The organism is Billgrantia endophytica, from assembly GCF_002879615.1.
GTDB lineage: Bacteria > Pseudomonadota > Gammaproteobacteria > Pseudomonadales > Halomonadaceae > Halomonas > Halomonas endophytica.
On sequence record NZ_PNRF01000013.1, the window covers coordinates 1 to 22,826 of the forward strand.

Here is a 22,826-nt window from a genome sequence, read left to right on the forward strand (position 1 = left end):
TAAGTGGCTTTTCAAAATTAATCGCGTACTCAGATCCGTAGCCACCGAGTAGGCGATCGACCTCGTTGCAGAGCCGATCAAACGAGAGATAGGCACTCAACGGCAACCATGCGTACTTCATCTGCCGCCACAGAATCTCAATCAGATTCAGCTCCGGCGAGTAAGCCGATAGGTAGACCAGGTGTACACGATGCGACATCCACTCCACTATCTTCCGTCTGAAGGCTTTGGAACGATGCATGCTGGCATTGTCGAGCACCACGACGGCGAAGGTATCGGGGTCTTTCTGGGCCACAAACTGGTCAAACGCTTCGATGACCGTCTCGGTGGTCACCGCTTTGGTGGCGGTGTGGTAGATCAGCTTCCCGGCACGGCTGAGGAACCCCAGTACGTTCAGCCTTCGGCTATGAGAGTAAGCGGTCACCTCGCAGGGCTTGCCGATGGGGCTCCATGCATATGGGACCGATGACGATTGTGAGAAGCCCGATTCATCAAAGTAGTAGAGCTCATGTTCCCCTTGGTCTTCACGCTCCTGGAGCGCTTTCAGCAGGCCCTGAGTGTTGCGGAAATCCGTCTCGTCACGCCGCGCCTTGAGGGAGTGCCGAATGCGCTTGAAGCTGAAGTCATTTTTTTTTCAATGCCCGGCGAAGGGTCACCGTGCTGACCGTCTTGCCGGTCTCTTCTTGCAGACGTGCCTGCAAAGATCGAATCTGATGAGGTTGCTCGGCGACCAGCTCCTGCAGCCGCTGGTGATCGCACTCATCCAGGATCGGCGTGCGTCCACTGCGTGGCTTATCGATGAGCCCGTCGAGGCCCGACGTCTCCCACTGTTTGAGCCATCGAGATACGGCATCGCGGCGGACCTGCAGTATCTCACTGATCTGGTCGATGGTATGGCCTTGATCACTCAGCAGGATGGCATGCGCACGCCGACGTGAGGCGCGCTTCTCACCGTGGTGATAGGCGGAGGTCAGCGTCTGCTGCTCAGATTCAGTGAGAGGGGCAACGAAGCGCCTAGCCATGGTTCCATCCGTGTTAGAGATCCTAGCATGGATTCTACACGAAAATTTTTGATCAGGTACTTAACGCACGGCGAAGCCCACGCCGTTCGTTAGCGGCTAGCTTGGTTGCACCGGACCGCTCAATCAGTGCCTCTGCAGTCAACTGCTGGTCGAAGCGCAACCTCAGCACATCCGAGAAAAGGCTTGCCTCGGCTGCCGGCGCGGCCTGGAAGGGTCTCTCTTCGAAAAGATGGTGGTCAAGGCCAAGGTGGTCAGCAATTAACCGCGCTGAGTGCTGATGTCGGCACAAAATAGCGACCTTATCTGCCGATGCAACTTGGTAGTAGTGCATGAGATGGGGAACGGCGGTTGCCAACCAGGCACTCATCTCACGTTGGTCACCATTGATCGTCTTGATGAACACTCGCATGTCGTTCGTCGACACGATCGGGTGATTCGGGTCAAGTAAGCGACGCGCAAAGTTGTTGATGGACGGATGGCTACGGAAGTTGGTGGTAATGGAAAAGCACGCAAAGCCGCTGCCTGGCTGCGTAAGGTCCCTCAAGTAAGTTGGGTCTTTATGGGCGAATGCGTAAATGGATTGATCAAGGTCACCGACCGCGACAGCGATCAATCCTAGAGCCTTGAGCTGCTGAAAAAGTCGATTCTGAAAATACCCGCAGTCCTGATACTCGTCGATATACACGGCGCGATACCTTGCAACGAGGTATTTCTGACAGGCAATTGACTGTTTGACAATGTAGCAGGCAAGCATACCCACCGCTTCAAGGGGGACGAATCCCTGTGCCAGCGCCCCCTGTAAAAAAGGCAGGGATTCTAGCGTGTCTGCAACGATAACGTTCTGGATCGGTTTTACCGGCAGCAGGCGTGTCACTGACTCGGGCAGCTCCCTGATCTTGACCGTCTTGATTTCAGCGGCCACAGGCATCAGCTGCCGCGCGAACGGAAACACGATCTCACGAAGGCTGAAATCGTCTATCGTGCCGAAGAAAGAACTCTTCACATCGAAAGCGTCGGCTTTGCAGCGACGCTCCAACTCATCGCTCGCTTTGTTAGTGAAGGAAATGGCGATGATGCCTTGGTAGGGGCGCAGCTCCGAAACTAGCTGCCTGACCTTACATGACAGAACGCTGGTTTTTCCGCTACCGGGACGGGCGACAATAACCATGTTGCTCTGGCATTGAATGGCTTGGTCTTGTTCCGCACTTGGAATGAAGGGAGCCATTATTAGGCCTGCGCAGTAGCGTTTATGCAATAGAGCAGCGGCTTTAGCAGATGCCCATGGGCCGGTGCGCTGAGCTGATCACCGCAGTGTTCAACAAACTCATGCATACGGATGGCTTTCTTGCCTTGCAGATAATCGACAGCTTGAGCCAATGCATGGCCCTTGAAGCCGTTCAACAGCATCGGGAGCTCGGTGGCAATGTCATGCTCCAGATCGATCTGCGAGAGAAATATGCCATAGGGGGCAACGGCGACACTGACTGCTTGCCAGGTGCCATCTGCTAACGTGGCTCTTTGATCGTATGGCGTCCGGCGGTGTGGCTGGGTAGGCATACCTGCCAACGACAGAGCGCGATTGATGCCAGCAACTTGGCGCCACACCACTTGCGACCCTTGGGGGCCGAGCTGGATATTGGAGATGTCGTTGTCGGTTCGCATGGCCCATGGAATTTCCAGCGCGTCCAACACACGCTTGTAAACCTCAAACGCCACCCCATCGACAGACAGCAGGGATATATTGTGATGATCAAGATCGAAGCCGTGTGCGCGTGCCAGCGCGGCGTAGAACAGCATTTCCGACGGACCCTCGACCAGCATGACTGCTGAGGCGAAAAACGCTTCCGCAGGAAGGATGCTTATTCGATAGCCAAGCCCTGTCCATGCACTCTCGATGCAATCAGAGCGCCCCTGACTTGCCGCGCGAGACGCTCCGTTGTCACGTAGTAGGCGGACGACCGAGTCAGGTCGGTAGCTTGCAGCGATCTGCGGAGAATGCGAGGTTACAATGGTCTGGCCGGGCAACGCGCTGATAAGATAGCTCGCAAGCTTGCGCTGCTGATGGGGGTGCAGGTGCGCTTCGGGCTCTTCGATACAATAGATCACCACCTCGCTGCTTTGATCGTGCTCAAGCACGCTCTTGGCCTTCCACAAGGCCAGCAGGATTTGGTTATTGCGGCCGTCGCCCCCGAGCATCACGCGCGAGCCGTTGGTGCTTGCCCCCAGCTCCAACTGTTCGATGAACTGCTGAATGCCGATTGCACCGGTATCCAGCGACACGTTGTACCCTGCATGATGATGGGAGAGCGCCCTCAATTCGTCGTTGAGGTCTTTGGTCGCTTCGGCTACGTAGTGTAGATTCTTCACCCCATCATTCACAGACTCCAGCAGCACATTTAGCGCCTGCAGTTGCTGGGCGTCGGCATCCGCCTCAGCCTGGCTGCGGGCCGCCTGCGCAAGACGTAGTAGGTGACGCTTCTCCGAGCGGATATATCGCACCAAGTCACGCTGGGAATGGATGTACTTCAGATGAAGATACTTCAGATAGAAGCGGCTAGGAATAACCTCCATCGCATCGGGGTCATGGCCGGCAGCAATCTCATAGCTGTGGTCCGCCCTGGTGGCGCGGAACTCAAGGAAAAAGTGACCAGTAGCACTCACAAGGCCCTTGAGCTGGGAAAGAACGGCGTCCTGCGTTACTTCGGAGAACGCAACCCGAATGAAGAAGTAATCAGCCTGCGTGCTATCTTGCGCACAATGGAAATCACGTGTTGACGGCTCGATATCCGCTTCCGACATACTCTTGTCCAGCAAGAGCCGCAACGCATGGATCATGTTCGTTTTTCCAACGTCATTGCTTCCGATCACCAGGCTTTTGTTGGCCAGATTGATGTGAGCATCAGTAAAATTTCGGTAGTGCTTTAATTTTACGTAGTCAATTTTCATAAGAAATGTAGAATAGCGTGCCGTGTGTTATTGGGAAGCCTACTAGAAAATGGAGCCTAATGATGGGGAACCATAAGTTTGGATAAATAGTCCATAACGCCATGCTAGCCGCTAAGATTTCAAAGGAGCCAGCAGCGCGCGCCGAAAAGAGCACCCAAAAGGCCGTCTAGGGTCGCCATCTTCCAAGTTCGTTTCATCAGCCTAGACTCAAATTTCTCATTCAGGCCGAAGCGGCCATTGAGATTTTTTTGATATACAGCCCCTGAGCTCTGGTGCGTTTAAAACAACACCTGTTTTCGGTAGAAAAATGGGCAGTGGCTCTAATATCACCTGCATCGATTTGTTAGGCTTTTCCTGTCATGAACCAATAATCTTCCTCACAAATCTCTCTTATCGCGATTACAAGGGATACAAAGCATCTGGCAGTTTTCCGCTACCGTCTTGCCCCCTTTTGACCACGGGGTGATATGGTCACCATGCATTTCTTCAAGCTCAAAGACATGACGACCATCATCGTTTCCTGGTGTTTTGCACTTGGCTCCGGCGCCACACATGCCGTTTTGGGCTTGGTAGGCGGCATGTTTCATATTGTCATCAAACTGCCGGATGCTCAGGTGCCGCTCATCTCCGGTGAGTATGTACGTATAGATCCCTTTTTTCTTGGTCACATCCGGATCACGCACTAAGGCGACAATCCTCTTCTCTAGCTCGGCCGGGTCGTACGGCTCATCCTTGAACTTGTCGTAGAGCGGCCCCCACTCGATACCTTTCATCTCTTTACGGTATGTTGTGAACGTTAGCTGAACCCACTCTATTACGTTCCGGAAGTAAGTCCATAGCTCGTTGGCAGTTGGATCGTGTTGATGATCGGACATGTAGTACTCGATCTTGCCGCCTGACTTCCACTTGAGCGCAATCTCCAGCAGCTCCTGACGAATGGGTGAGCCCGGGACATACTTGCTAGCCAGTCCGTAGGCCGCTCCGTTGGATTTGCTGAAAATTGACTTAGCGTGAGTCAGCCAAGGCCCAGTATAGACGGCATTGCGCAGTTCTTGATCGGTAAGCTTTTCACCAGCAATATTAATCGTTCGGAACCAGTCGAGCTTTTCGGTTTCGTTGCCTTCACAAACATAGACCATCAGCTCGTAGTCGAGAATAGCCTCTTTCTGGGGTTGTGTGAGATTATGGAAGGCCATCGGGCGGCCATCAATCGAAATCGAGAAATCACCAGCAACATACTGACAAAATGAGATCGTGCGTTGCTGACCATCTAACACCTCGTAGGTGCCATCCTCATTAAGTGCCCAATAAATAACATTCAATGGGAATCCTCTTCGGATCGTATCTAGGACAGCTCCTCGCTTTTTCTCATCATAGACAAACTCCCGCTGATACTTTGGTCTTATATTGAGCTTGCCTTTATAGCCGGTTACGCCTTGCTCATCGTTATCAACGAAGTCTTCGGCGACATCGCGGATTGTCACCTCTTTTAGCTCAATCTTCACGCCTCACCCCCCCTCACATGCTTAATTACAACACGCTGATAAACGCCGCGGTGCTTTCCGTCCCCGATAGGGACGAAAAATTTTCCGGTTCCACCCACAATACGACCGGATGCGCTGGCGTAGTCTTCCTTTGCCGCATATCGTGACATGGGTTCTGCAAGCTCTATGCTTTGACCAATAATTTCAAACTGGTCAGGACTATACTTATCCAGAAAAGTTACAGGGACACCCATTTCTTTATCGTAGTTCATCGGTATTTCGGAAACCTTTGAAACTTCAATTGCCGGATAATTAGTATAGGTTGGATATTCCTCGGGGGAATAACGCTTATACAGGGTTAAGGGCTCGTGGCGCTTACTGTGGTCAAGGTTTGTAAACCAGCATGCTCGTCCCATGCTGAAGTATTTAACCCCGTCAACGATTTTCTTGCGTGTTTCTGTCTTTATCTCGTAGTCGTTGGGCACTCGGAACCATTTTGTGCCGCCGTTGTTATAGCCGAACCACAGTTTATTGTTCTGAATTTCTCGAAATATCTCGCGATACGTCACGAAATTCTGATCGCCGAGCACGAGGAATTGCTTACCGTGGTCCAAGAGCAGTGGGATGAATGACCGAATCAAGCTCCATGGGGGGTTCGTTACAACAATGTCGGCCTCGCTCAGCAGAGCTACACATTCTGGACTGCGGAAGTCGCCATCATCTTGCAGTGGAATAACAACATTCGAGTCGTAGCGCAGAAGGTGCTCAACGTCAAGCAGATCAATTGCACCGTCAGCATTGAGGTCTGGGACTTCGGTGATCTCAACCTTGTAAACGCCACGAACGGGTCGAGTGGTGCGCAGACCTTCAACATCGAAAAGAGACAACTGCTTGCCAGTGATTGGCGAGCCGGCATAGCTGGTCGATATTAGCTTCTTTAGGCCAAGGTGATGGAAGTTCATGGCAAAGTACTTGAAGAAATTGCTCTCGAACGGATCGTCGCAATTGCACAGTATGACTTTCCCCTGAAAATGTGCACGGTAGTGCCGCAGTTCATCTTCGATATCGGCAAGCTGAGTGTAGAACTCATCTGCTGAGTTCCGATTTCTTGCGCTCAACGCCTCGTTAAGTGCCATTCGTGATGCCTCCTAGCAGACAGTTGTTCTGTTTCGCCCCTCATTGTACCTGCTGGAGCATTGGCTGTCCCTCGGAGAAGCCTAAAGGCATTGACGCCCAAACTCTTCGGTGGCGATAGAGCGTAGCGGAATTGCCATCCGATGCAGCGTCTGGTTCGGCTTCAGCACCTCGCCACCACAATTGAGGCTATTTGGTTGACAGGACCGGGATCAATCCTAGGCATTCGCCGGAAACCATTCCCAGCATCCTTATACGCAACATAGATATCCGAATTCTCGGTAGGCCTGAGTTCAACTGTCCCAGTGGGGAGAGTGATCGTAGGGATGTTATTTTGCCAACGCCAATTTTGAATACGTGTTCGCATCGAGGTAAGTTCTGCGGCCACATCCGCCGTACTTGCCAATCTATTATTTGGATCAGGGTGCGTCATTCGTTTAATCGCCCGCCGAGATGCACCATCTATCCATCCTGGCAGCGTACTCATGTCAACCATTCGTCCGGCTTCTGCCTTTTGTTGAATCACGTCGTCTATGAAGAGTGATCGTTCAACCTCGTCAGCGATTGCAGCATATTCGTTCCTCTGGCGCGCTGAAAAATATTCGGTCCCGTCGTACGGCAACAACCCACCGAGAAGCTGATAGGTAACCAAGCCAATCTGATAGACATCACCTCTTACTGAATAGCGGCCAGATCCGAAGGATTCTGGCGGCCTATAAAGAATGCTGTGTTTAGATGCATTAATATCTTCTGTATCATTAGAAAGCCGCCTGACACTACCAAAATCGGCGATTCTTGGCTGTCCTGACGAAACCACGATATTGCCTGGCTTGAGATCACGGTGAAGCATTTTAAGAGCATGGATTGCGCTACACCCTGAACATATACCGAGAGCCACATCAATCGCACGGTGCGCTTCCGGGCATGCACTTATCAAGTCATCCAAATCACCTTCAAAACAACGCGGCGTAATGAAGTAACCCCACTCATCGGAAACCACCCTTGCGTCCAAAATCTGCAATACATTAGGATTGGCTACCGCGGTCAACTGTCTGGGCTCATCGTGCCTACCATCACCGGGTTCTCCGTAATAAAACTTGATAGCAACATCCATGTGAGAAACCGAATTTCGCGCGAATATCATGTATCCATTTGCGCCTCGATCGTTTCGTTCGAAGCCTTCGTAATGTTTCTGCAGATGATCCAAAGCTTCGATTATCGCTGGCGGCAGATCGTCAGTTTCCATAAAAAGTATTATCCTAGGGCTACTACGGCGGCCCTTAGCGCAGGCTCAAAGTACTTTGGCAGCACTCCCCGAGAAGCTGTGCATTGATTTATGCGGGCACCAGAGATAAATTCGACAGGGCAAGGGGCGTTTGCCAATGTGATTCCCTCCATTTTTAACGCTGCAGCGCCCGCCTTCATCCTGCCTGACTCCGGTTTTTCCTTTATTGCTACGCGGTCCGGCGCAGTGGCGTTGTATAATGTCTGCATCGCATTTTGAAATGCAATCAACGCATCTCGGGAACGGGTTTCGGCAAGCACCAGGCGATTACTCTGGAGAACCTGGAAGTCTTCTCCGCCTTCTTCCACTAGCACATAGTGAAGGCTGTTGCCGCTGAATTCGATTCCCAATACTTTCATATTTATCCTAGGCAGGCCTCACATGTATGACGTCGAACAGAGAAAAACGTGCACGTCACTTATTTGGTAATGCACGCTACCGCCCGGGGATGACATCCTTTCCCTGCGACAGCCCTGTCTGCGTTGTGCTACCTGTTCTATCGGCGGTCGTCTCAGCAACCTTAACCTGAGTTAACTAGACCCTGTAACGAATTGCAAAGAAAAAGGGCCTACCCTTTGGTAGACCCTTGATCCCGATCATCTTAGCCGCATCAGACGTTCTGCCTAGGCGTGCCTCACTCCCACTCAATCGTCGCCGGCGGCTTGCTGCTGACGTCGTACGTCACGCGGGATACGCCAGCGATCTCGTTGATAATGCGGTTGGAGACGGTCTCCAGCAGCTCGTAGGGCAGATGCGCCCAGCGGGCGGTCATGAAATCAATGGTTTCCACGGCGCGCAGGGCGATGACCCATTCGTAGCGGCGGCCGTCGCCGACCACGCCGACGGACTTCACCGGCAGGAACACGGCGAAGGCCTGGCTGGTCTTGTGGTACCAGTCGGCGTTGTGCAGTTCCTCGATGAAGATGGCGTCGGCTTCGCGCAGGATGTCGGCGTACTCCTTCTTCACTTCGCCGAGGATACGCACGCCCAGGCCCGGTCCCGGGAAGGGGTGCCGGTAAACCATGTCATACGGCAGGCCGAGTTCGACGCCGAGCCGGCGCACTTCGTCCTTGAACAGCTCGCGCAGCGGTTCGACCAGCTTGAGCTTCATGGTCTCGGGCAGGCCGCCGACGTTGTGGTGCGACTTGATCACGTGGGCCTTGCCGGTCTTGCTGGCGGCGGATTCGATCACGTCGGGGTAGATGGTGCCCTGGGCCAGGAAGTCGACGCCTTCGATCTTGCTGGCTTCCTCATCGAACACGTCGATGAAGGTGTTGCCGATGATCTTGCGCTTGGCTTCCGGGTCGTTCTCGCCTTCCAGCTTGCCGAGAAAGAGCGCTTCGGCGTCGACGCGGATCACCTTGACGCCCATGTGCTTGGCGAAGGTCTCCATCACCTGCGCGCCTTCGTTCTTGCGCAGCAGGCCGTTATCGACGAACACGCAGGTCAGCTGGTCGCCGATGGCGCGGTGCAGGAGTGCGGCCACCACGGAGGAGTCGACGCCGCCGGAGAGGCCGAGCAGCACGTGGCGGTCGCCCACCTGGTCACGCACGCGGGCGATCTGGTCCTCGATGATCTTGGCCGGGGTCCACAGGCATTCCGCTTGGCAAATACCGACCACGAAGTGCTCAAGGATGCGCTGGCCCTGCAGGGTGTGGGTTACCTCGGGGTGGAACTGCACGCCGTAGAAGTGCTTTTCGGCCCAGCTCATGGCGGCGATGGGGCAGCTCGGGGTGGAGGCCGTCACGGTGAAGGTGTCCGGCGCGCGGGCGACCTTGTCGCCGTGGCTCATCCACACGTCGAGCAGCGCCTTGCCGTCGTGGTCCACATGGTCCTTGATGTCGCGGAACATGTCGTCGCTGCTGTCGATGGTGACCTGGGCGTAGCCGAATTCATGCTTGTTGGAGCCTTCCACGGCGCCGCCGAGCTGCTCGGCCATGGTCTGCATGCCGTAGCAGATGCCCAGCACCGGCAGGCCCAGCTCGAACACGCACTGCGGTGCCCGAGGCGAGCCCTCAGCCACGGTGGACTCCGGCCCGCCGGAAAGGATGATGCCGTTGGGGGCGTACTCGCGGATCTCGTCTTCGGTGATGTCGAAGGCGCGAACCTCGGAGTAGACGCCGATCTCGCGCACGCGGCGGGCAATCAGCTGAGTGTACTGGGAGCCGAAGTCGAGGATCAGGATCTTGTGGGCGTGAATATCGGTCATCTGGGCGTCTCTACTGGCAACGTAATGCGGCGGGCCAAGGGCAAGGCATAGGTAAGAGCGAGCGGTGTCGCTGGCTGAGCGTCAGGCTAGGCGAAAACGGCCGAAGCAGCGGAGTTGACGTGGTTGTCAATGAGCATGCTGAGGCCGTTTTCGACAACGCATGGCGCCAGATCAGCGGCGCCGCTATCCCGCTCGATAGTTCGGCGCTTCTTTCGTTATCTGCACATCATGCACATGGGATTCGGCGAAACCGGCACCGGTGATCTGCACGAATTCCGGCTTGGTGCGCATCTGCAGGATGTCGGTGCAGCCGGTGTAGCCCATGGAGGCGCGCAGGCCGCCCATCAGCTGGTGGACGATGGCGCTCATCACACCCTTGTAGGGCACGCGGCCTTCGATGCCTTCCGGCACCAGCTTGTCGGTACCGGCGTCCTTGTCCTGGAAATAGCGGTCGGAGGAGCCCTGGCTCTGGGCCATGGCACCCATGGAACCCATGCCGCGGTAGGCCTTGTAGGTACGGCCCTGGAACAGCTCGACCTCGCCCGGGGCTTCCTCGGTGCCGGCCAGCAGGCCGCCGACCATCACCGCGCTGGCACCGGCGGCAATCGCCTTGGCCAGGTCGCCCGAGAAACGCACGCCGCCATCGGCGATCAGCGGGATATCGTAGGGCTTGAGCGCCTCGGCCACGTTGGAAACCGCGGTGATCTGCGGCACACCGACGCCGGCCACGATACGGGTGGTGCAGATGGAACCGGGGCCAATACCGACCTTGACGCCGTCGGCGCCGGCTTCGGCCAGGGCGCGGGCGGCATCGGCGGTGGCGATGTTGCCGCCGATCACCTGGATGTGCGGGAAGTGCTCCTTCACCCAGGCGACGCGGTCGATCACGCCACGGGAATGGCCGTGGGCAGTGTCGACGATGATGGCATCAACGCCGGCTTCGGCCAGGGCGGTCACGCGGTCCTGGGTCTCGGGGCCGGTGCCGACGGCGGCGCCAACCAGCAGGCGGCCGTCGATGTCCTTGGCAGCGTTGGGAAAGGTACGGGCCTTCTCGATATCCTTGAAGGTAACCAGGCCGCGCAGGTGGAACTGGTCGTTGACCACCAGCATCTTCTCCACGCGGTGCTCCTGCATCCTGGACTTGATCACGTCCAGGGTGGTGTCCTCGGTCACGGTAACCAGGCGCTCGCGAGGGGTCATGATGTCGGCCACGCGGTCGCCGTGGTTGGGCTGGAAGCGCATGTCGCGCTCGGTGACGATGCCGACCAGGGTCTCGCCCTCCACCACCGGGAAGCCGGAGAAACCGTGCTCCTCGGCCATGGCAAGCAGGTCTTCGAGCTTGGCCTTGGGGCCCACGGTAACAGGGTCCTTGACGATCACGCTTTCGTGCTTCTTGACCTTGCGCACCTCTGTCGCCTGCTGCGCGATAGTCATGTTCTTGTGAATGATGCCGATGCCGCCTTCCTGGGCCATGGCAATAGCCAGTCGCGCTTCGGTCACGGTATCCATGGCGGCGGAGACGAGCGGAATGTTGAGAAAGAGGTCGCGGGTCAGGCGGGTCCGGAGGCTGACATCCTTGGGCAGGACCTCCGAGTAGCCGGGTACGAGCAAGACGTCATCGAACGTAAGAGCTTCTTGTGCCATGCGGAGCATAATCGGCAACACCCAGTGCGCTGGTGGGAGGGGAGAAGGTTAATCGACCATTATAACGGGCGGGCTCGGGGTCGGGCAATGCGTAGACGCGGGCCGTGGCAGCAGCGAAAGCGGAAACATTTTGCAACCCAAGGAAACGTCTTCTCACTTACAGGATGGCAATCCTGATCTAGGGTGAGAAGTGCATGCATGGAATCACTCGAGGCGGAACCACTCAAGGATAGGAGTGTTGACATGAACTGGGACCAGATCGAAGGCAAGTGGAAGGAAATGAAAGGCAAGGCTCGTTCCAGTTGGGGCGACCTTACCGACGATGAACTGGATCAGGTCGGCGGCAAGAAAGATGAGTTGATCGGCAGGGTGCAGAAGCGGTATGGCCTGGAGCGCGAGGAAGCGGAACGCCAGGTCGACGATTGGGCCAAGGGTCTCTAAGAACTGAGACAGGGCTTCAATCGGCAAGGAAGCAGGAAAGGCAGTTTTCATGGATGTCAGCAAATCAAGATCCAAGGTCTAAGGATAGGTCTAAGGAGAATCAAGATGAAGAAGCGTGTAATGACAATCGCTGTTGCGGCCATGGCCGGTGGGCTTGCCTTCGGTACCCAGGCGGTTGCAGAGGAGGATCTCAGAACGGCACAGGGTCTGTATTCAGCCAATGATATTATCGGTGCCAATGTCTACCACGCTGATGATCCCGACGATGAAGTCGGTACCGTCGAGAACATTCTTCTGGACGATGACAGGCAGGTAACCGCGCTGGTGGTGAACGCCGGCGGTCTGTGGGGCATGGGTGGCGATGACGTCGTCGTCGATGTCGATCAGTTCAGCCTGGAAACCGAACTCGACGACGACCAGATGTTCGGTGATGGCAATGTCACCCACCGCATCGTGGTCGATGCCAGTGAGGAAGAGCTGGAAAACTTCCCGGAATACAACGAGGATTGGTTTAACGAAGAGCGTGAGCAGCGCCGCACCGACGGTGAAGGCTCCTGGTAGGGTAAGCCACACTGGAAACCGTCATGACCCACCGGTCATGACGTACTGAACGATGATGACGCCGGGCCTTGCCCGGCGTCATTTCGTTGGTGCCCCGTATGATAAAGTAGTGCCTTCCCCGTCAGGAAAGACACCGTATGCCCCGCTCCGACGACCCAGCCCTTTCGGTCAGTGAAGTGAACCGCCGCGCCCGGCAGCTGCTCGAGAGCGGCATCGGCGAGCTGTGGGTGGAAGGCGAGCTGTCCGGAGTGTCTCGCCCTGCCTCGGGGCATATCTATTTCACCCTCAAGGATGCCTCCGCTCAGTTGCGCTGCGCACTGTTTCGCACCCGTGCCCGCTTCGTGGCGGCCCCGATGCGCGATGGCGATAGGGTCAAGGTACGCGGACGCGTGTCGCTGTTCGAACCCCGTGGCGACTACCAGCTGATTGCCGAAGCGGTGCAGGCCGCCGGTGAAGGCGAGCTTCTCGCGGCATTGGAGCGATTGAAACAGCGCCTGGCCGCAGAAGGGGTCTTCGCCAACGCACGCCCCCTGCCCTGCCCGCCGCGCCACCTGCTGGTACTCACCTCGCCTACCGGAGCGGCGATCCGCGACGTGCTGGCGGTACTGGCCGCTCGCTGGCCGCTCGCCCAGGTCACGCTGATTCCCGTGCCAGTGCAGGGGCATGAATCGGTGCCGGCATTGATCGCCGCCCTCGGGCTGCTCAACCGCCAGCAGACGCTCGACCCTGGCCAGGACGTGATATTGATCACCCGCGGCGGCGGTAGCCTGGAAGACTTGTGGGCGTTCAATGACGAGAACCTGGCCCGGGCCATTTTCCATTCACGGCTGCCGGTGATGTCGGCGGTGGGCCACGAGGTGGACACTACTCTCTCGGACCTGGCTGCCGACGTGCGTGCACCGACACCCTCGGCGGCGGCGGAACAGCTGGTACCGGACCGACACGACCTGCTTCGCGGCCTGGATAGCCTGGAGCGTCAGCTAACACGCACCACCCAGGCCCGACTGAATCGCGAGGCGCAGCGCCTGGATCACCTGAGGGCACGGCTGCGCCACCCCGGCGAGGTGTTGGTCCGTCAGCGGCGCATGCTGGACGAGGTCGATGCCCGCCTGTCCCGGGCCCTGAAACGCCGGATTGGCGAAGAATGCTACCGCCTGGACCAGTTGCAGCGGCGCCTTTCGGCGCGACCGCCCAGGCGTGAGGTGGAGCTGGCCGGCAAGCGGCTGGCAAGTGCCGGGGCCCGACTCGGCCAGGCCATGCAGCACGGCCTGACCCGCCAGCACGAACGGCTTGCCGGCCTGGTCCGCCAGTTGCAGGCGGTGAGCCCGCTGGCGGTATTGGGGCGCGGCTACGCCATCCTGCAGGACGATTCGGGCAAGGTGGTGCGGCGGGCGGCCGACACCCAGCCCGGCCAGGCACTGACGGCCCGGCTGGGCGAAGGGAAGCTGAAAGTGGAAGTGAAGCGCCGCCTGAAGTAGGGAGAAGTTAAAGGTTTCTTCTGCGTCGCCGATATACCTAATATTCCTTTCTCCGCTACACGGAAGCTGCCCATGGAAATGGCCAACGGCCTCGGCCCGACTTTCCGTCCCCTGCCTTCCACCGGCGAGTCGCCGCTGGCTAAGCGCATGCAGACGCAGCTGAAACAGTTGCAATCGCTACCGAGCCCCGATGAGATCAAGAAGGAGAAGGATCGCAACAAGATCGGCATGTTGCTAATGCGCCTGGAAATGCTCAAGGCGATGTTGAAATACGCCTCGCCCCAGCAGCTCAAGGCATTGGCCCGGGAGATCAAGGAGATCGCTCAAGAGCTGGCTGCCCTGGCCAAGCAGGCCGGCAGTACATCGCGCGCCACGGATCACCGCGAAGGGCTGGTCCAGCCCCAGGTAGAAGGCACGCCGGAACCGGCCGAGGCTGCATCGGTCGCTCCCACACAGCCACCTTCCGCTTCCGCCACTGGCGATGTGGAGCTGCGTGCCTTACTGGAGCTGGCAAAGGAGAGGTTGCAGGAGGTAATGGACCTGCTGCGTACGCGGGCGGCCGAACTCGACCGAGAATCGAAGCGTGATCTGAAAGAGGCCGAGGAGGCCTTGGGCGAGCTCACCCGCGGCCTCGACGCCACACCTCGCGGCGATTCGTTCTATGACAGCTTGGGCCAGATCGGTTCCACCGCCTTGGGCGGGGGAGTGGGGTTGGTCTCAGTCGACGTCTAGCAAGCTTTTCGAGCAAGTTGAAAGCAAAGGCTACCGCACTCGCCGCCGTATCACTCCGGCTTGAAGGTGCTCGGCTCCAGCTCATGCCGGGCCAGCAGCTTGTAGAAGTCGGTTCGGTTACGCCCGGCGATACGGGCCGCCTGTGTCACGTTGCCCTCGGTGATCTTGAGAACCTTGACCAGGTAACTGCGCTCGAAGGTGGCGCGGGCGTCATTGAAGGTGGGCAGGGCACACTCTTCAGCGACCAGGGCCTGGGCCACCAAGGCCTCGGGGATCATCGGCGAACGGGTCAGTGCCACACACTGCTCTACCACGTTGACCAACTGACGCACGTTGCCCGGCCAGGCGCTGGTCGCCAGCAGGTTGAGCGCTTCCGGCGAGAAACCTTTCACGAAGGGCTTGTGCCGCGCCGCCGCCAGGGCCACCAGGTGGCGCGCCAGCAGCGGCACGTCCTCGGCACGCTCCTTGAGCGGCGGAAGCTTGAGATTCACCACGTTGAGCCGGTAGAAAAAGTCCTCGCGGAACTCGCCCTGGTGCATGGCCTGACCGAGGTCCCGGTGGGTCGCGGAAATGATGCGCACGTTCACCGGCATCGAGGTGGTGGAGCCCAGCGGGCGAATCTGGCGCTCCTGCAGGGCCCGCAGCAGCTTGACCTGCAGGGCCAGCGGCATGTCGCCGATCTCGTCGAGGAAGAGCGTGCCGCCGTCGGCCGCCTGGAAAAGGCCCTGGTGTTCGCTCACGGCGCCGGTGAACGACCCCTTGGCATGGCCGAAGAGTTCGCTCTCCAACAGTTGCTCCGGCAAGGCACCGCAGTTGATGGCGACGAAGGGCTTGCCGGCTCGCGGACTCGCCTGGTGAATGGCCCGGGCCAGCAGTTCCTTGCCCGAACCGGAGGGGCCGGTGACCAGTACGCTGACGTCCGAGGCCGCCACCATGCGCGCCTGTTCCAGCACCCGCTCCATCTCCGGGCTGCGCGTAATGATCTCGGCACGCCAGGCGTCGTCGCCCTCGCCGCCTGCCGGCGCCTGTGACAGGGCTTCGTCGATGGACTGGAAGAGCTCGTCCCGATCCACCGGTTTGGTGAGAAAGCTGAACACGCCCTGCTGGGTGGCATTGACCGCATCGGGTATCGAGCCATGAGCGGTCAGGATGATGACCGGCAGGCCCGGCACCTGGCGCTGGATCGCCTGGAACAGCGCCAGGCCATCCATTTCGTCCATACGCAGATCGGAGAGCACCAGATCGGGCCGCTCGGCACTCAGGCAGCGCAGCGCTTCCGAGCCACTCTCGGCCGTGGTGACACGAAAGCCGCGGCTCTCGAGCCGCATGCCCAACAGGCGCAGGAGACTGACGTCATCGTCTACCAACAGAATATGTGCGCTGGATACCTTCGCGCCGGGTATCCGGACGCTGGCATGTCGAGCCTCGGACTTACGAGCATCAGTCAGTCGAGCCGCATCCATCACGTCGTTTCTCCCATGTCGCTCAGGGCGACTGCTGTCTCAAGTTGATATTCTGCTCGATGGCGGTCAACGCCTCGAGCTTTTCGGCGAGCTGTTCGTTTTCCTGCTTCATGGCGGCCACGTCGCCGCGGGCGCGCGCCAGTTGGCCGGACATGGAGCGTCTTCCCTCCAGCTCATTGAGCCAATAGCGCAGCAGCGGCTGCAGCTTGGCAGGCGCCTCGTGGAGGTTGTCCCTGTAGAGGTCCGCAGCCTGTGACCACTGGCGCTCACTCCCCCAGGCCAGGGCCACGGCCCGGGCCAGGCTCAACTCGATCTCTCGCCCTGCCAGCCGTGCTTCCAGCGTTTCCAGCTTGGCGTTACGCCACGTGCTGTCGCCTCGCTGGGAGGCCAGCCCGAAGGCGATCCAGTCGGGCAGCAGACAAACTTCCTCGTCAAAGGTCGGTACGGTGGCATGGCATTCCAGCGCCTCGGCTGCTTCTTCTGGCCGGGCGTGAGTCTGTTCGGGCAGAAGCTCGCAACCCGCCAACCACAGGGCCGAAAAAAAGGCACAGAAAATCTTCGTCGTCTTCATCGTTCGCTCCTTGCGCCGATACCCGCCTGCACGGGTTTCCTATTATTTATAGTGGTACTCAGCGGTACCGCCCGATGCGGCAGCGTCAGGCGGAAACACACATCCAGCTGCCTATCCTCGACAAGCTGCAGGCTGCCTTGATGAAGCCGGGCGCAGTCGGCGGCCACGGAGAGCCCGATGCCCGAACCCTTGAGCGGCCCCTTGCGCCGGGAGCGCCCCTGGTAGAAGGGTTCGAAAAGCTGCATGCGGTCATGCTCGGCAATGGGCTGGCCACTGTTGGCCACGTCCAGCACCAGATGCTCATGCCCTGCATGTGCCCGGATCAGCATGACGCCGTCATCTTCGCCGTAGGCGATGGCGTTGGACACCAGATTATCGAGAATGCGCCCCATGGCGGTACGATCGACGACCCATTCCAGCGGGCCATCGAACGCGGTCACCCGCATGCCCTTCTGCTCCAGCGCCAGCCGATGCTTGGCGAGGGTGCTCTTGACCAACGTAGCCAGATCCACGGGCTCGAGGGTAAGCCGATGGTTATGCTGCAGCAAATTGTAATCGAGAAGCTGCTCGATCAGTCGCTGAAGCTCGCTGCCACTCGCGTCGATCAATGTGAGTATCTCGCGCTGATGCGGGCTCAGCTCACCCGCCACCCCATCGGCAAGCAGCGCGGAACCTTCCCGGACGCTGGCCAGCGGGGTCTTGAGTTCATGGGACATGTGACGCAGGAACTGCTGCTTCTGTGCCTCCAGCTCGTTGAGGCGAGACGAAAGCCAGGTCAGCCGTTCGCCCAGTTGCACCAGTTCTGCCGGGCCCTGGATCTTCTCCATCTCGGTATCTTCAACACCGCTGCCGATACCCAGGATACGGCGCTCCAACTGACGCACGGGCCGGATGATCAGCCAACTGAACAACAGCATCAACAGCAGACTGGCCGAGACCAGGGCGCCAGTCTGCAGCCAGAGCCGCGACTGCACGGCCACGGCCTGCTCACGGATCATCTCGATACGAGCATCGATGTGGCGGTTGGTGGCCCGCCGCATGGCTTCGGTATGCTGGGCGAAGGGGGCGAAGAGCGACAGCCAGACCTCCAGCTCCTCGGCATTCAGCTCCGGCAGCTGGGACAACAGCAGCAATTGTTCACCCAGGGCAATGACGTCGGGGTTATTGGGCAGCAAACGACGCTGCTGCGCCAGCAGATCCGCGAATTCGGCATGCCGCTCGGCATAGATATCGAGCAGGCTCTCCTGTTCGATAACCGCATACTGGCGGGCGCTGCGCTCCATCTCCAGGGCCAGGCTGCTGAGTACTCGGGCGCGGCGGGTTTCTTCGATTGCCTGACGCGCGCTGACATCCGCCAGTCGGGACAATTCGGAAAGGGCCTGACCAGCCTGGAACATCAAGATACCCAATGGCAGCATCACTACCAGAAAGGCCATCAGCACCAGCTGCGGCAGAGAGCGTGGACGCCATTGGCGCGAGACCCGTTCGGTCATGACCAGTGTTCTATTCAATAATAAAGAGGGAACCACCATGGTGCATGCCTGAAGGATAACAGAAATCGTCGCATTTAACGGCGCCTGGTTCAGCCCACCGTGCGCCTTGGTCCTATAAAAAAAGAGGCCGGCATAGCCGGCCAAGTACGCAGGGAACTGAAGGGGTTGAAAAATATGGGCATCGGTCGCCTGGCCGAGCCATGTCCATACTTTTCATGGGCCCGAGGGCCCCGAAGCACTGTTGCCGAACCATGGCCACCAGGAGCAGGCCGAAACAGGTGAGCGGTGAACCACTCGGCTTCGTTTCCGTTGCACCACCGCCGGTGTCGCTTAGCCAGCGGTGGTCGTGCGCAATTCGATCCCCCGAGGGGGAGAGGCATCCTTGCCGGGGCATCCTTGCCCTACTGGTACCATTCCTTGCCTGTTGGCGGTACCCGTCTCATCGCAACCTAAGTTACACATCGCGGAGCAGACGCCGATCATCGTTGGGCCCGGGTGCACAGGGCATGGGGGGTGGTACCCGAGCTTCCCGATGATCAAAAGTGGTTCGAGCCGTTTGAACCACTTCCGTTGCTCACCATGCATAGTGCCAAAGGCATGCCATAAGCAGTAAATTTCATGTAAATGAATAAGTTATACCCAAAAAAACATCCAGCTCGTTTATTGATCCGCAAAACAGGAGGAAAAAGCGGGCTCGCAAGGCCTTTTCTGTCACCATATGGCGACAGTAAAATCACTTAAATACATATAGCCTTTTGAATCAATGGTTTGAAACGTAGCTTTTTAGAGACAAGGCTTCAGGCAGCGTTGCCCCGAAGCGACAACCCGCCGCCATCGGCGGGAGTCGGGGCAACAAGGTCTTCACGCGAGGGATTTGATAAGGATTTTCGACTTGCGGGCATGGTTATAGGTGTCCCGCTTCAACGGCGGGAGCGCCTCTATATCGGCATCGCGGAAGCCTTGCTCGACGAACCAGTGCGCCGTGTGAGTCGTCAGTACGAACAGGGCAGAGAGCCCCATTCGCCGGGCCCGGTGTTCGATCGCAGCCAGCAATAGCGCTCCCCGGGCTCCACCCCGGTAATCGACGTGGATCGCCAGGCAGGCCAACTCGCCCATCTCGGCCTCACCGAAGCGATGCAGCGCCGCGCAGCCGATGATCATCCCGTCCCGGTCGATCACGTGATAGTCGTCGATTTCATGTTCCAGTCGCTCGCGAGAACGCGGCACCAGCATGTCGCGGCGTTCCAGCGGCTCCAGCAGCTCCAGCAGACCACCGATGTCAGCCAGTTCCGCGGGACGAAGCTGTTCATATCGATGCTGGGTGATCATGGTACCCACCCCGTCGCGGGTGAACAGTTCGCCGAGCAGGGCGTTGTGATCGTGCCAAGACAAGAGGTGGGTTCGCGCCACGCCATGGCGGGCGGCCGCACAGGCGGCGGCCAGATGACGTGCCTGCTCGCTGCCCGGCTCGGACTGCCCCAGCAGCGGTTCGGCTTCGGATGGCGTCAACTGACGCTGCAGGGCCCCGCTTTCATCGTAGAGACCGACGGCCTCGCCCAGCAGGATCAGTTTGTCGGCTGCCAGTGCCATGGCCGCATGCTGCGCCACCTCGGAGGCATCCAGGTCGAATACCTCGCCGGTGCTGGTAAAGCCCAGTGGCGGCAGCAGCACCAGCGAACCCCGGTCCAGCAGCCCCTGAACGGCCGCCGCCCTCACCCGGCGTACTTCGCCACTATGGTCGAAGTCGATGCCCTCACGTACGCCCAGGGGCTTGGCCATTACCAGATTGCCCGATACCGCCGTCAGCTCGACGCCGTGCAAGGGCGTGTTGGGCAGGCCCAGCGAGAGCCGGGCCTCCAGCCACAGGCGCTGTTCGGCGGCCACCCTTTCCACATGCCCCATGATGGCGGCATCGGCTACCCAGCGGCCAACATGGCGAACCGGATCGATTCCCGCGGCGTCCAGCGCCTGCTGCACCTGGGGGCGAATACCAAACACCACGACCAGTCGCACACCCAGCGTATGCAGCAGCGCCAGGTCCTGGATCAACTGCTCGCCTCGCCCTCGCGCCATGGCTTCTCCTTCGATGAGAATCACGAAGGTTCGGCCCCGATGCGCATTGATATAGGGCGATGAATTGCGGAACCAGTCAACGAAAGGGAAACGAGTATCCAAGGCCGCTCTCCGGCAGCAGATGAAAAGGAAGTGTCTGCTTTTCGACTATATCAGAGCAGCGAAACGGCGGTAGGCATGTCGCCGTTTCGCTGTTGGAAACAGGCCAGGGCGTCAGCCGCCGAAAATGGCCTTGAAGAGGAAGAAGAACATGATGGCCAGGCCGGCGCCAGCCGGCAGGGTAATCAGCCAGGACATGACGATGGTGCCGATCACGCGCATGTTGAGTGCCGCCATGCCTCGCGCCAGGCCCACGCCCAGCACCGCCCCCACCAGGGTGTGGGTAGTGGAAATCGGCAGGCCGGTTCCCGAAGCCAGTACCACCGTGGTGGCGGCAGCCAGGGTGGCAGCGAAGCCACGACTGGGGGTCAGCTCGGTGATACCGGTACCGACGGTGGCGATCACCTTGTGGCCATAGGTGACCAGGCCGACCACGATACCGCCGCCGCCCAGTATCAATACCCACCAGGGTACCAGGGCCGATGTATCGATCATCCCGTCGCTGTGGACAACACTGATGACCGCGGCCAGCGGGCCGACGGCGTTGGCCACATCGTTGGAGCCGTGGGCGAAAGCCATGGCGCAGGCGGTGAAGATCATCAGCACGCCGAACACGCGCTCGACGTTGTCGTAGCCGAACTGGTCGCCGGCACGGCGTTCGACCTTGACCCGATTTTCCAGCACGATGCCGATGCCCGTGATGACGAGCCCCAGCGCCACCGAGAGCATGAAGCTTTGAGCGAAGGTGAAATCCAGACCCACATGGGTGAGACCCTTGGTCAGGGTCACCATGGAGACGACGAAGCCGACCAGGAAAATGTAGAACGGCACGGTGCGCTTGGCCGCGGCGAAGGGGTCGCGGGCTTCGAAGATGAGATGCTGTACCGACTTGAACAGGATGAAGGCAACGGAGCCGGCCAGCAGCGGCGAGAACAACCAGCTCGAGGCGATGATGCCGACCTGGCCCCAGGCCACGGCCTCCACACCCAGCCCCACCGCGCCAAAACCGACGATGGCGCCAACGATGGAGTGGGTGGTCGAGACCGGCCAACCCTTGGCCGAAGCGATCAACAGCCAGATGGCCGCCGCCAGCAGCGCCGACAGCATGCCGTATACCAACAGATGCGGGTCGTTTCGCAGCAGGTCCGGATCGACGATGCCGCCACGAATGGTCGCGGTGACTTCACCACCCGCCAGCCAGGCACCGAGGAATTCGAAGATGACGGCGATGATGATCGCCTGCTTGATGGTGATGGCCTTGGACCCCACAGAGGTACCCATGGCATTGGCGACATCGTTGGCACCGACACCCCAGGCCATGAAGAAACCGAAGAGGCAGGCCAGGATGATGAAGATTTCACCATGCTGCGCGATGATCGACATAGGGGGTTGGTTCCTATGTGGCTGTCAAAGTGGGAGAGCATCGCCCCGGGATCGCTGGGGGGAAGGCTGTCTTACCGGGCAGTGAGTATCTGCAGGCGGCTGCCGACACGTTCAGCACGGTCGGAGAGTTCACCCACCCAGTCGATGATCTTGTAGAGGAAGATCACATCCACCGGCTTGAGCCGGCCCTCCAGGTCGAAAAGCTGGCGGCGAATCGCCACCTGCTGGTGGTCGGCCTGCTGTTCGAGAATGTGCAGCTCGCGAATCATGTTCTGCATCACGTCGGAGACATGCCTGCCGAAGCCGGATTCCAGAAGATCCTCGAGCTCTTCCAGGGCCTGGCGGGCCTGGGCCACACAGGCGACGGCCGTCTGCATGTAATCGCGCATGGGCTGGGCCAGCTCGGCAGGCACCTGCATCTTGCGGCCCAGCATGATCCCGGTGATGTCGCGTACCTTGTTGGCGATCTTGTCCTGTACGGTGATCAGGTCCAGCAGGTCGCTGCGGGACACCGGCAGGAAAAGTGTATTCGGCAGGTTGAGGCGCAGCTCGGTCTTCAGGCTATCGGCTTCATGTTCGAGCCGGGTGATGGTCTCGCGGACCCTGCCTGCCTCCTCCCAGTCACCTGTCAGTGTGGCTTCGAAGAAGGGCAGCAACTGATCGGCACATTCACTGGCCTTGACGATATGCGCCAGCAGGGGCTGGAACGGCGAGCGACCGAACATCGCGGAAAACGGATTGGGTTTGACCATGGCGTATCATGCGCTTGGGAAATGGCGGCGCCAGTATAAAGACAGCCGCCCTGCTA

Annotated in this window: 19 protein-coding genes; 4 read left to right on the forward strand and 15 right to left on the reverse strand. The window is 58.9% G+C overall.

Features of this window, described 5'->3' with window-relative positions:
• The 9 genes from C1H69_RS06670 to guaB all read right to left on the reverse strand — a co-directional run.
• A protein-coding gene (locus C1H69_RS06670; RefSeq protein ID WP_102651695.1) for an IS630 family transposase occupies window positions 1-1,022 on the reverse strand; the annotation gives its coding sequence in 2 pieces (ribosomal slippage) (window positions 1-634 and window positions 636-1,022; 1,021 coding nt annotated over the 2 pieces). This gene is flagged as partial in the annotation.
• Between the two features lie 52 nt (window positions 1,023-1,074).
• Window positions 1,075-2,247, reverse strand: a complete 1,173-nt coding sequence (locus C1H69_RS06675) for a UvrD-helicase domain-containing protein (RefSeq protein WP_102652631.1) — start codon at window positions 2,245-2,247, stop codon at window positions 1,075-1,077.
• 2 nt (window positions 2,248-2,249) lie between these two features.
• Window positions 2,250-3,968, reverse strand: coding sequence for an ATP-dependent nuclease (locus tag C1H69_RS06680; RefSeq protein ID WP_102652632.1), 1,719 nt, complete (start codon window positions 3,966-3,968; stop codon window positions 2,250-2,252).
• A 377-nt stretch (window positions 3,969-4,345) separates the two neighbouring features.
• Entirely contained in the window at window positions 4,346-5,473 is a 1,128-nt protein-coding gene (locus tag C1H69_RS06685; protein ID WP_102652633.1) for an HNH endonuclease family protein, read from the reverse strand.
• The gene (locus C1H69_RS06690; protein ID WP_102652634.1) at window positions 5,470-6,588 is read right to left on the reverse strand and encodes an adenine-specific methyltransferase EcoRI family protein; all 1,119 of its coding nucleotides are present in this window, start codon (window positions 6,586-6,588) and stop codon (window positions 5,470-5,472) included. Before C1H69_RS06690 ends, C1H69_RS06685 begins: the two co-directional genes overlap by 4 nt.
• Window positions 6,589-6,749: 161 nt before the next feature.
• On the reverse strand, window positions 6,750-7,832 hold the full coding sequence (locus C1H69_RS06695; protein ID WP_102652635.1) for a protein kinase domain-containing protein: 1,083 nt from the start codon (window positions 7,830-7,832) through the stop codon (window positions 6,750-6,752).
• A gap of 8 nt (window positions 7,833-7,840) precedes the next feature.
• Window positions 7,841-8,230 (reverse strand): DUF3010 family protein, encoded by a 390-nt coding sequence (locus tag C1H69_RS06700; protein ID WP_102652636.1) that lies wholly within the window; start codon window positions 8,228-8,230, stop codon window positions 7,841-7,843.
• 275 nt (window positions 8,231-8,505) lie between these two features.
• Entirely contained in the window at window positions 8,506-10,080 is a 1,575-nt protein-coding gene (guaA, locus tag C1H69_RS06705; RefSeq protein ID WP_102652637.1) for a glutamine-hydrolyzing GMP synthase, read from the reverse strand.
• A gap of 183 nt (window positions 10,081-10,263) precedes the next feature.
• Complete coding sequence (guaB, locus tag C1H69_RS06710; RefSeq protein WP_102652638.1) at window positions 10,264-11,733, reverse strand: IMP dehydrogenase; 1,470 nt, start codon at window positions 11,731-11,733, stop codon at window positions 10,264-10,266.
• Between the two features lie 234 nt (window positions 11,734-11,967).
• Here guaB and C1H69_RS06715 point away from each other — a divergent pair, with 234 nt between their 5' ends.
• From C1H69_RS06715 to C1H69_RS06730, 4 genes are all read left to right on the forward strand, one after another.
• Window positions 11,968-12,165: a CsbD family protein gene (locus C1H69_RS06715; protein ID WP_102652639.1), complete on the forward strand. Its 198-nt coding sequence runs from the start codon at window positions 11,968-11,970 to the stop codon at window positions 12,163-12,165.
• Window positions 12,166-12,270: 105 nt separating this feature from the next.
• Complete coding sequence (locus tag C1H69_RS06720; protein WP_102652640.1) at window positions 12,271-12,726, forward strand: PRC-barrel domain-containing protein; 456 nt, start codon at window positions 12,271-12,273, stop codon at window positions 12,724-12,726.
• Between the two features lie 137 nt (window positions 12,727-12,863).
• Window positions 12,864-14,204, forward strand: coding sequence for an exodeoxyribonuclease VII large subunit (gene xseA / locus C1H69_RS06725; protein ID WP_102652641.1), 1,341 nt, complete (start codon window positions 12,864-12,866; stop codon window positions 14,202-14,204).
• A 72-nt stretch (window positions 14,205-14,276) separates the two neighbouring features.
• Window positions 14,277-14,936, forward strand: a complete 660-nt coding sequence (locus tag C1H69_RS06730; RefSeq protein WP_102652642.1) for a hypothetical protein — start codon at window positions 14,277-14,279, stop codon at window positions 14,934-14,936.
• A 50-nt stretch (window positions 14,937-14,986) separates the two neighbouring features.
• Here the strand turns inward: C1H69_RS06730 and glrR are convergent, their stop codons facing one another.
• The 6 genes from glrR to C1H69_RS06760 all read right to left on the reverse strand — a co-directional run bounded on the left by glrR (window position 14,987) and on the right by C1H69_RS06760 (window position 22,770).
• On the reverse strand, window positions 14,987-16,399 hold the full coding sequence (gene glrR / locus C1H69_RS06735; protein WP_422666889.1) for a two-component system response regulator GlrR: 1,413 nt from the start codon (window positions 16,397-16,399) through the stop codon (window positions 14,987-14,989).
• Window positions 16,400-16,421: 22 nt separating this feature from the next.
• A complete protein-coding gene (locus C1H69_RS06740) occupies window positions 16,422-16,970 on the reverse strand; it encodes a hypothetical protein (RefSeq protein WP_102652643.1) in 549 nt (182 codons plus the stop codon).
• Window positions 16,967-18,463, reverse strand: a complete 1,497-nt coding sequence (locus C1H69_RS06745; RefSeq protein WP_102652644.1) for a sensor histidine kinase — start codon at window positions 18,461-18,463, stop codon at window positions 16,967-16,969. Before C1H69_RS06745 ends, C1H69_RS06740 begins: the two co-directional genes overlap by 4 nt.
• 861 nt (window positions 18,464-19,324) lie before the next feature.
• Window positions 19,325-20,638, reverse strand: a complete 1,314-nt coding sequence (argA, locus tag C1H69_RS06750) for an amino-acid N-acetyltransferase (RefSeq protein ID WP_102652645.1) — start codon at window positions 20,636-20,638, stop codon at window positions 19,325-19,327.
• A gap of 111 nt (window positions 20,639-20,749) precedes the next feature.
• Window positions 20,750-22,018 carry an inorganic phosphate transporter gene (locus C1H69_RS06755; protein WP_102652646.1) on the reverse strand — a complete coding sequence of 423 codons (1,269 nt, stop codon included), beginning with the start codon at window positions 22,016-22,018 and terminating at the stop codon, window positions 20,750-20,752.
• A gap of 71 nt (window positions 22,019-22,089) precedes the next feature.
• Window positions 22,090-22,770 carry a TIGR00153 family protein gene (locus tag C1H69_RS06760; protein ID WP_102652647.1) on the reverse strand — a complete coding sequence of 227 codons (681 nt, stop codon included), beginning with the start codon at window positions 22,768-22,770 and terminating at the stop codon, window positions 22,090-22,092.
• Window positions 22,771-22,826 lie beyond the last annotated feature (56 nt).

What these genes read in the sequence shown, in the direction of transcription:
- C1H69_RS06675 (WP_102652631.1), bottom strand. Translation starts at nt 2,247, where the DNA reads ATGGCTCCCTTCATTCCAAGTGCGGAACAAGACCAAGCCATTCAATGC.
- C1H69_RS06680 (WP_102652632.1), bottom strand. Translation starts at nt 3,968, where the DNA reads ATGAAAATTGACTACGTAAAATTAAAGCACTACCGAAATTTTACTGAT.
- C1H69_RS06690 (WP_102652634.1), bottom strand. Translation starts at nt 6,588, where the DNA reads ATGGCACTTAACGAGGCGTTGAGCGCAAGAAATCGGAACTCAGCAGAT.
- C1H69_RS06695 (WP_102652635.1), bottom strand. Translation starts at nt 7,832, where the DNA reads ATGGAAACTGACGATCTGCCGCCAGCGATAATCGAAGCTTTGGATCAT.
- C1H69_RS06700 (WP_102652636.1), bottom strand. Translation starts at nt 8,230, where the DNA reads ATGAAAGTATTGGGAATCGAATTCAGCGGCAACAGCCTTCACTATGTG.
- guaA (WP_102652637.1), bottom strand. Translation starts at nt 10,080, where the DNA reads ATGACCGATATTCACGCCCACAAGATCCTGATCCTCGACTTCGGCTCC.
- guaB (WP_102652638.1), bottom strand. Translation starts at nt 11,733, where the DNA reads ATGCTCCGCATGGCACAAGAAGCTCTTACGTTCGATGACGTCTTGCTC.
- C1H69_RS06715 (WP_102652639.1), top strand. Translation starts at nt 11,968, where the DNA reads ATGAACTGGGACCAGATCGAAGGCAAGTGGAAGGAAATGAAAGGCAAG.
- C1H69_RS06720 (WP_102652640.1), top strand. Translation starts at nt 12,271, where the DNA reads ATGAAGAAGCGTGTAATGACAATCGCTGTTGCGGCCATGGCCGGTGGG.
- xseA (WP_102652641.1), top strand. Translation starts at nt 12,864, where the DNA reads ATGCCCCGCTCCGACGACCCAGCCCTTTCGGTCAGTGAAGTGAACCGC.
- C1H69_RS06730 (WP_102652642.1), top strand. Translation starts at nt 14,277, where the DNA reads ATGGAAATGGCCAACGGCCTCGGCCCGACTTTCCGTCCCCTGCCTTCC.
- glrR (WP_422666889.1), bottom strand. Translation starts at nt 16,399, where the DNA reads ATGGATGCGGCTCGACTGACTGATGCTCGTAAGTCCGAGGCTCGACAT.
- C1H69_RS06740 (WP_102652643.1), bottom strand. Translation starts at nt 16,970, where the DNA reads ATGAAGACGACGAAGATTTTCTGTGCCTTTTTTTCGGCCCTGTGGTTG.
- C1H69_RS06745 (WP_102652644.1), bottom strand. Translation starts at nt 18,463, where the DNA reads ATGACCGAACGGGTCTCGCGCCAATGGCGTCCACGCTCTCTGCCGCAG.
- C1H69_RS06755 (WP_102652646.1), bottom strand. Translation starts at nt 22,018, where the DNA reads ATGTCGATCATCGCGCAGCATGGTGAAATCTTCATCATCCTGGCCTGC.
- C1H69_RS06760 (WP_102652647.1), bottom strand. Translation starts at nt 22,770, where the DNA reads ATGGTCAAACCCAATCCGTTTTCCGCGATGTTCGGTCGCTCGCCGTTC.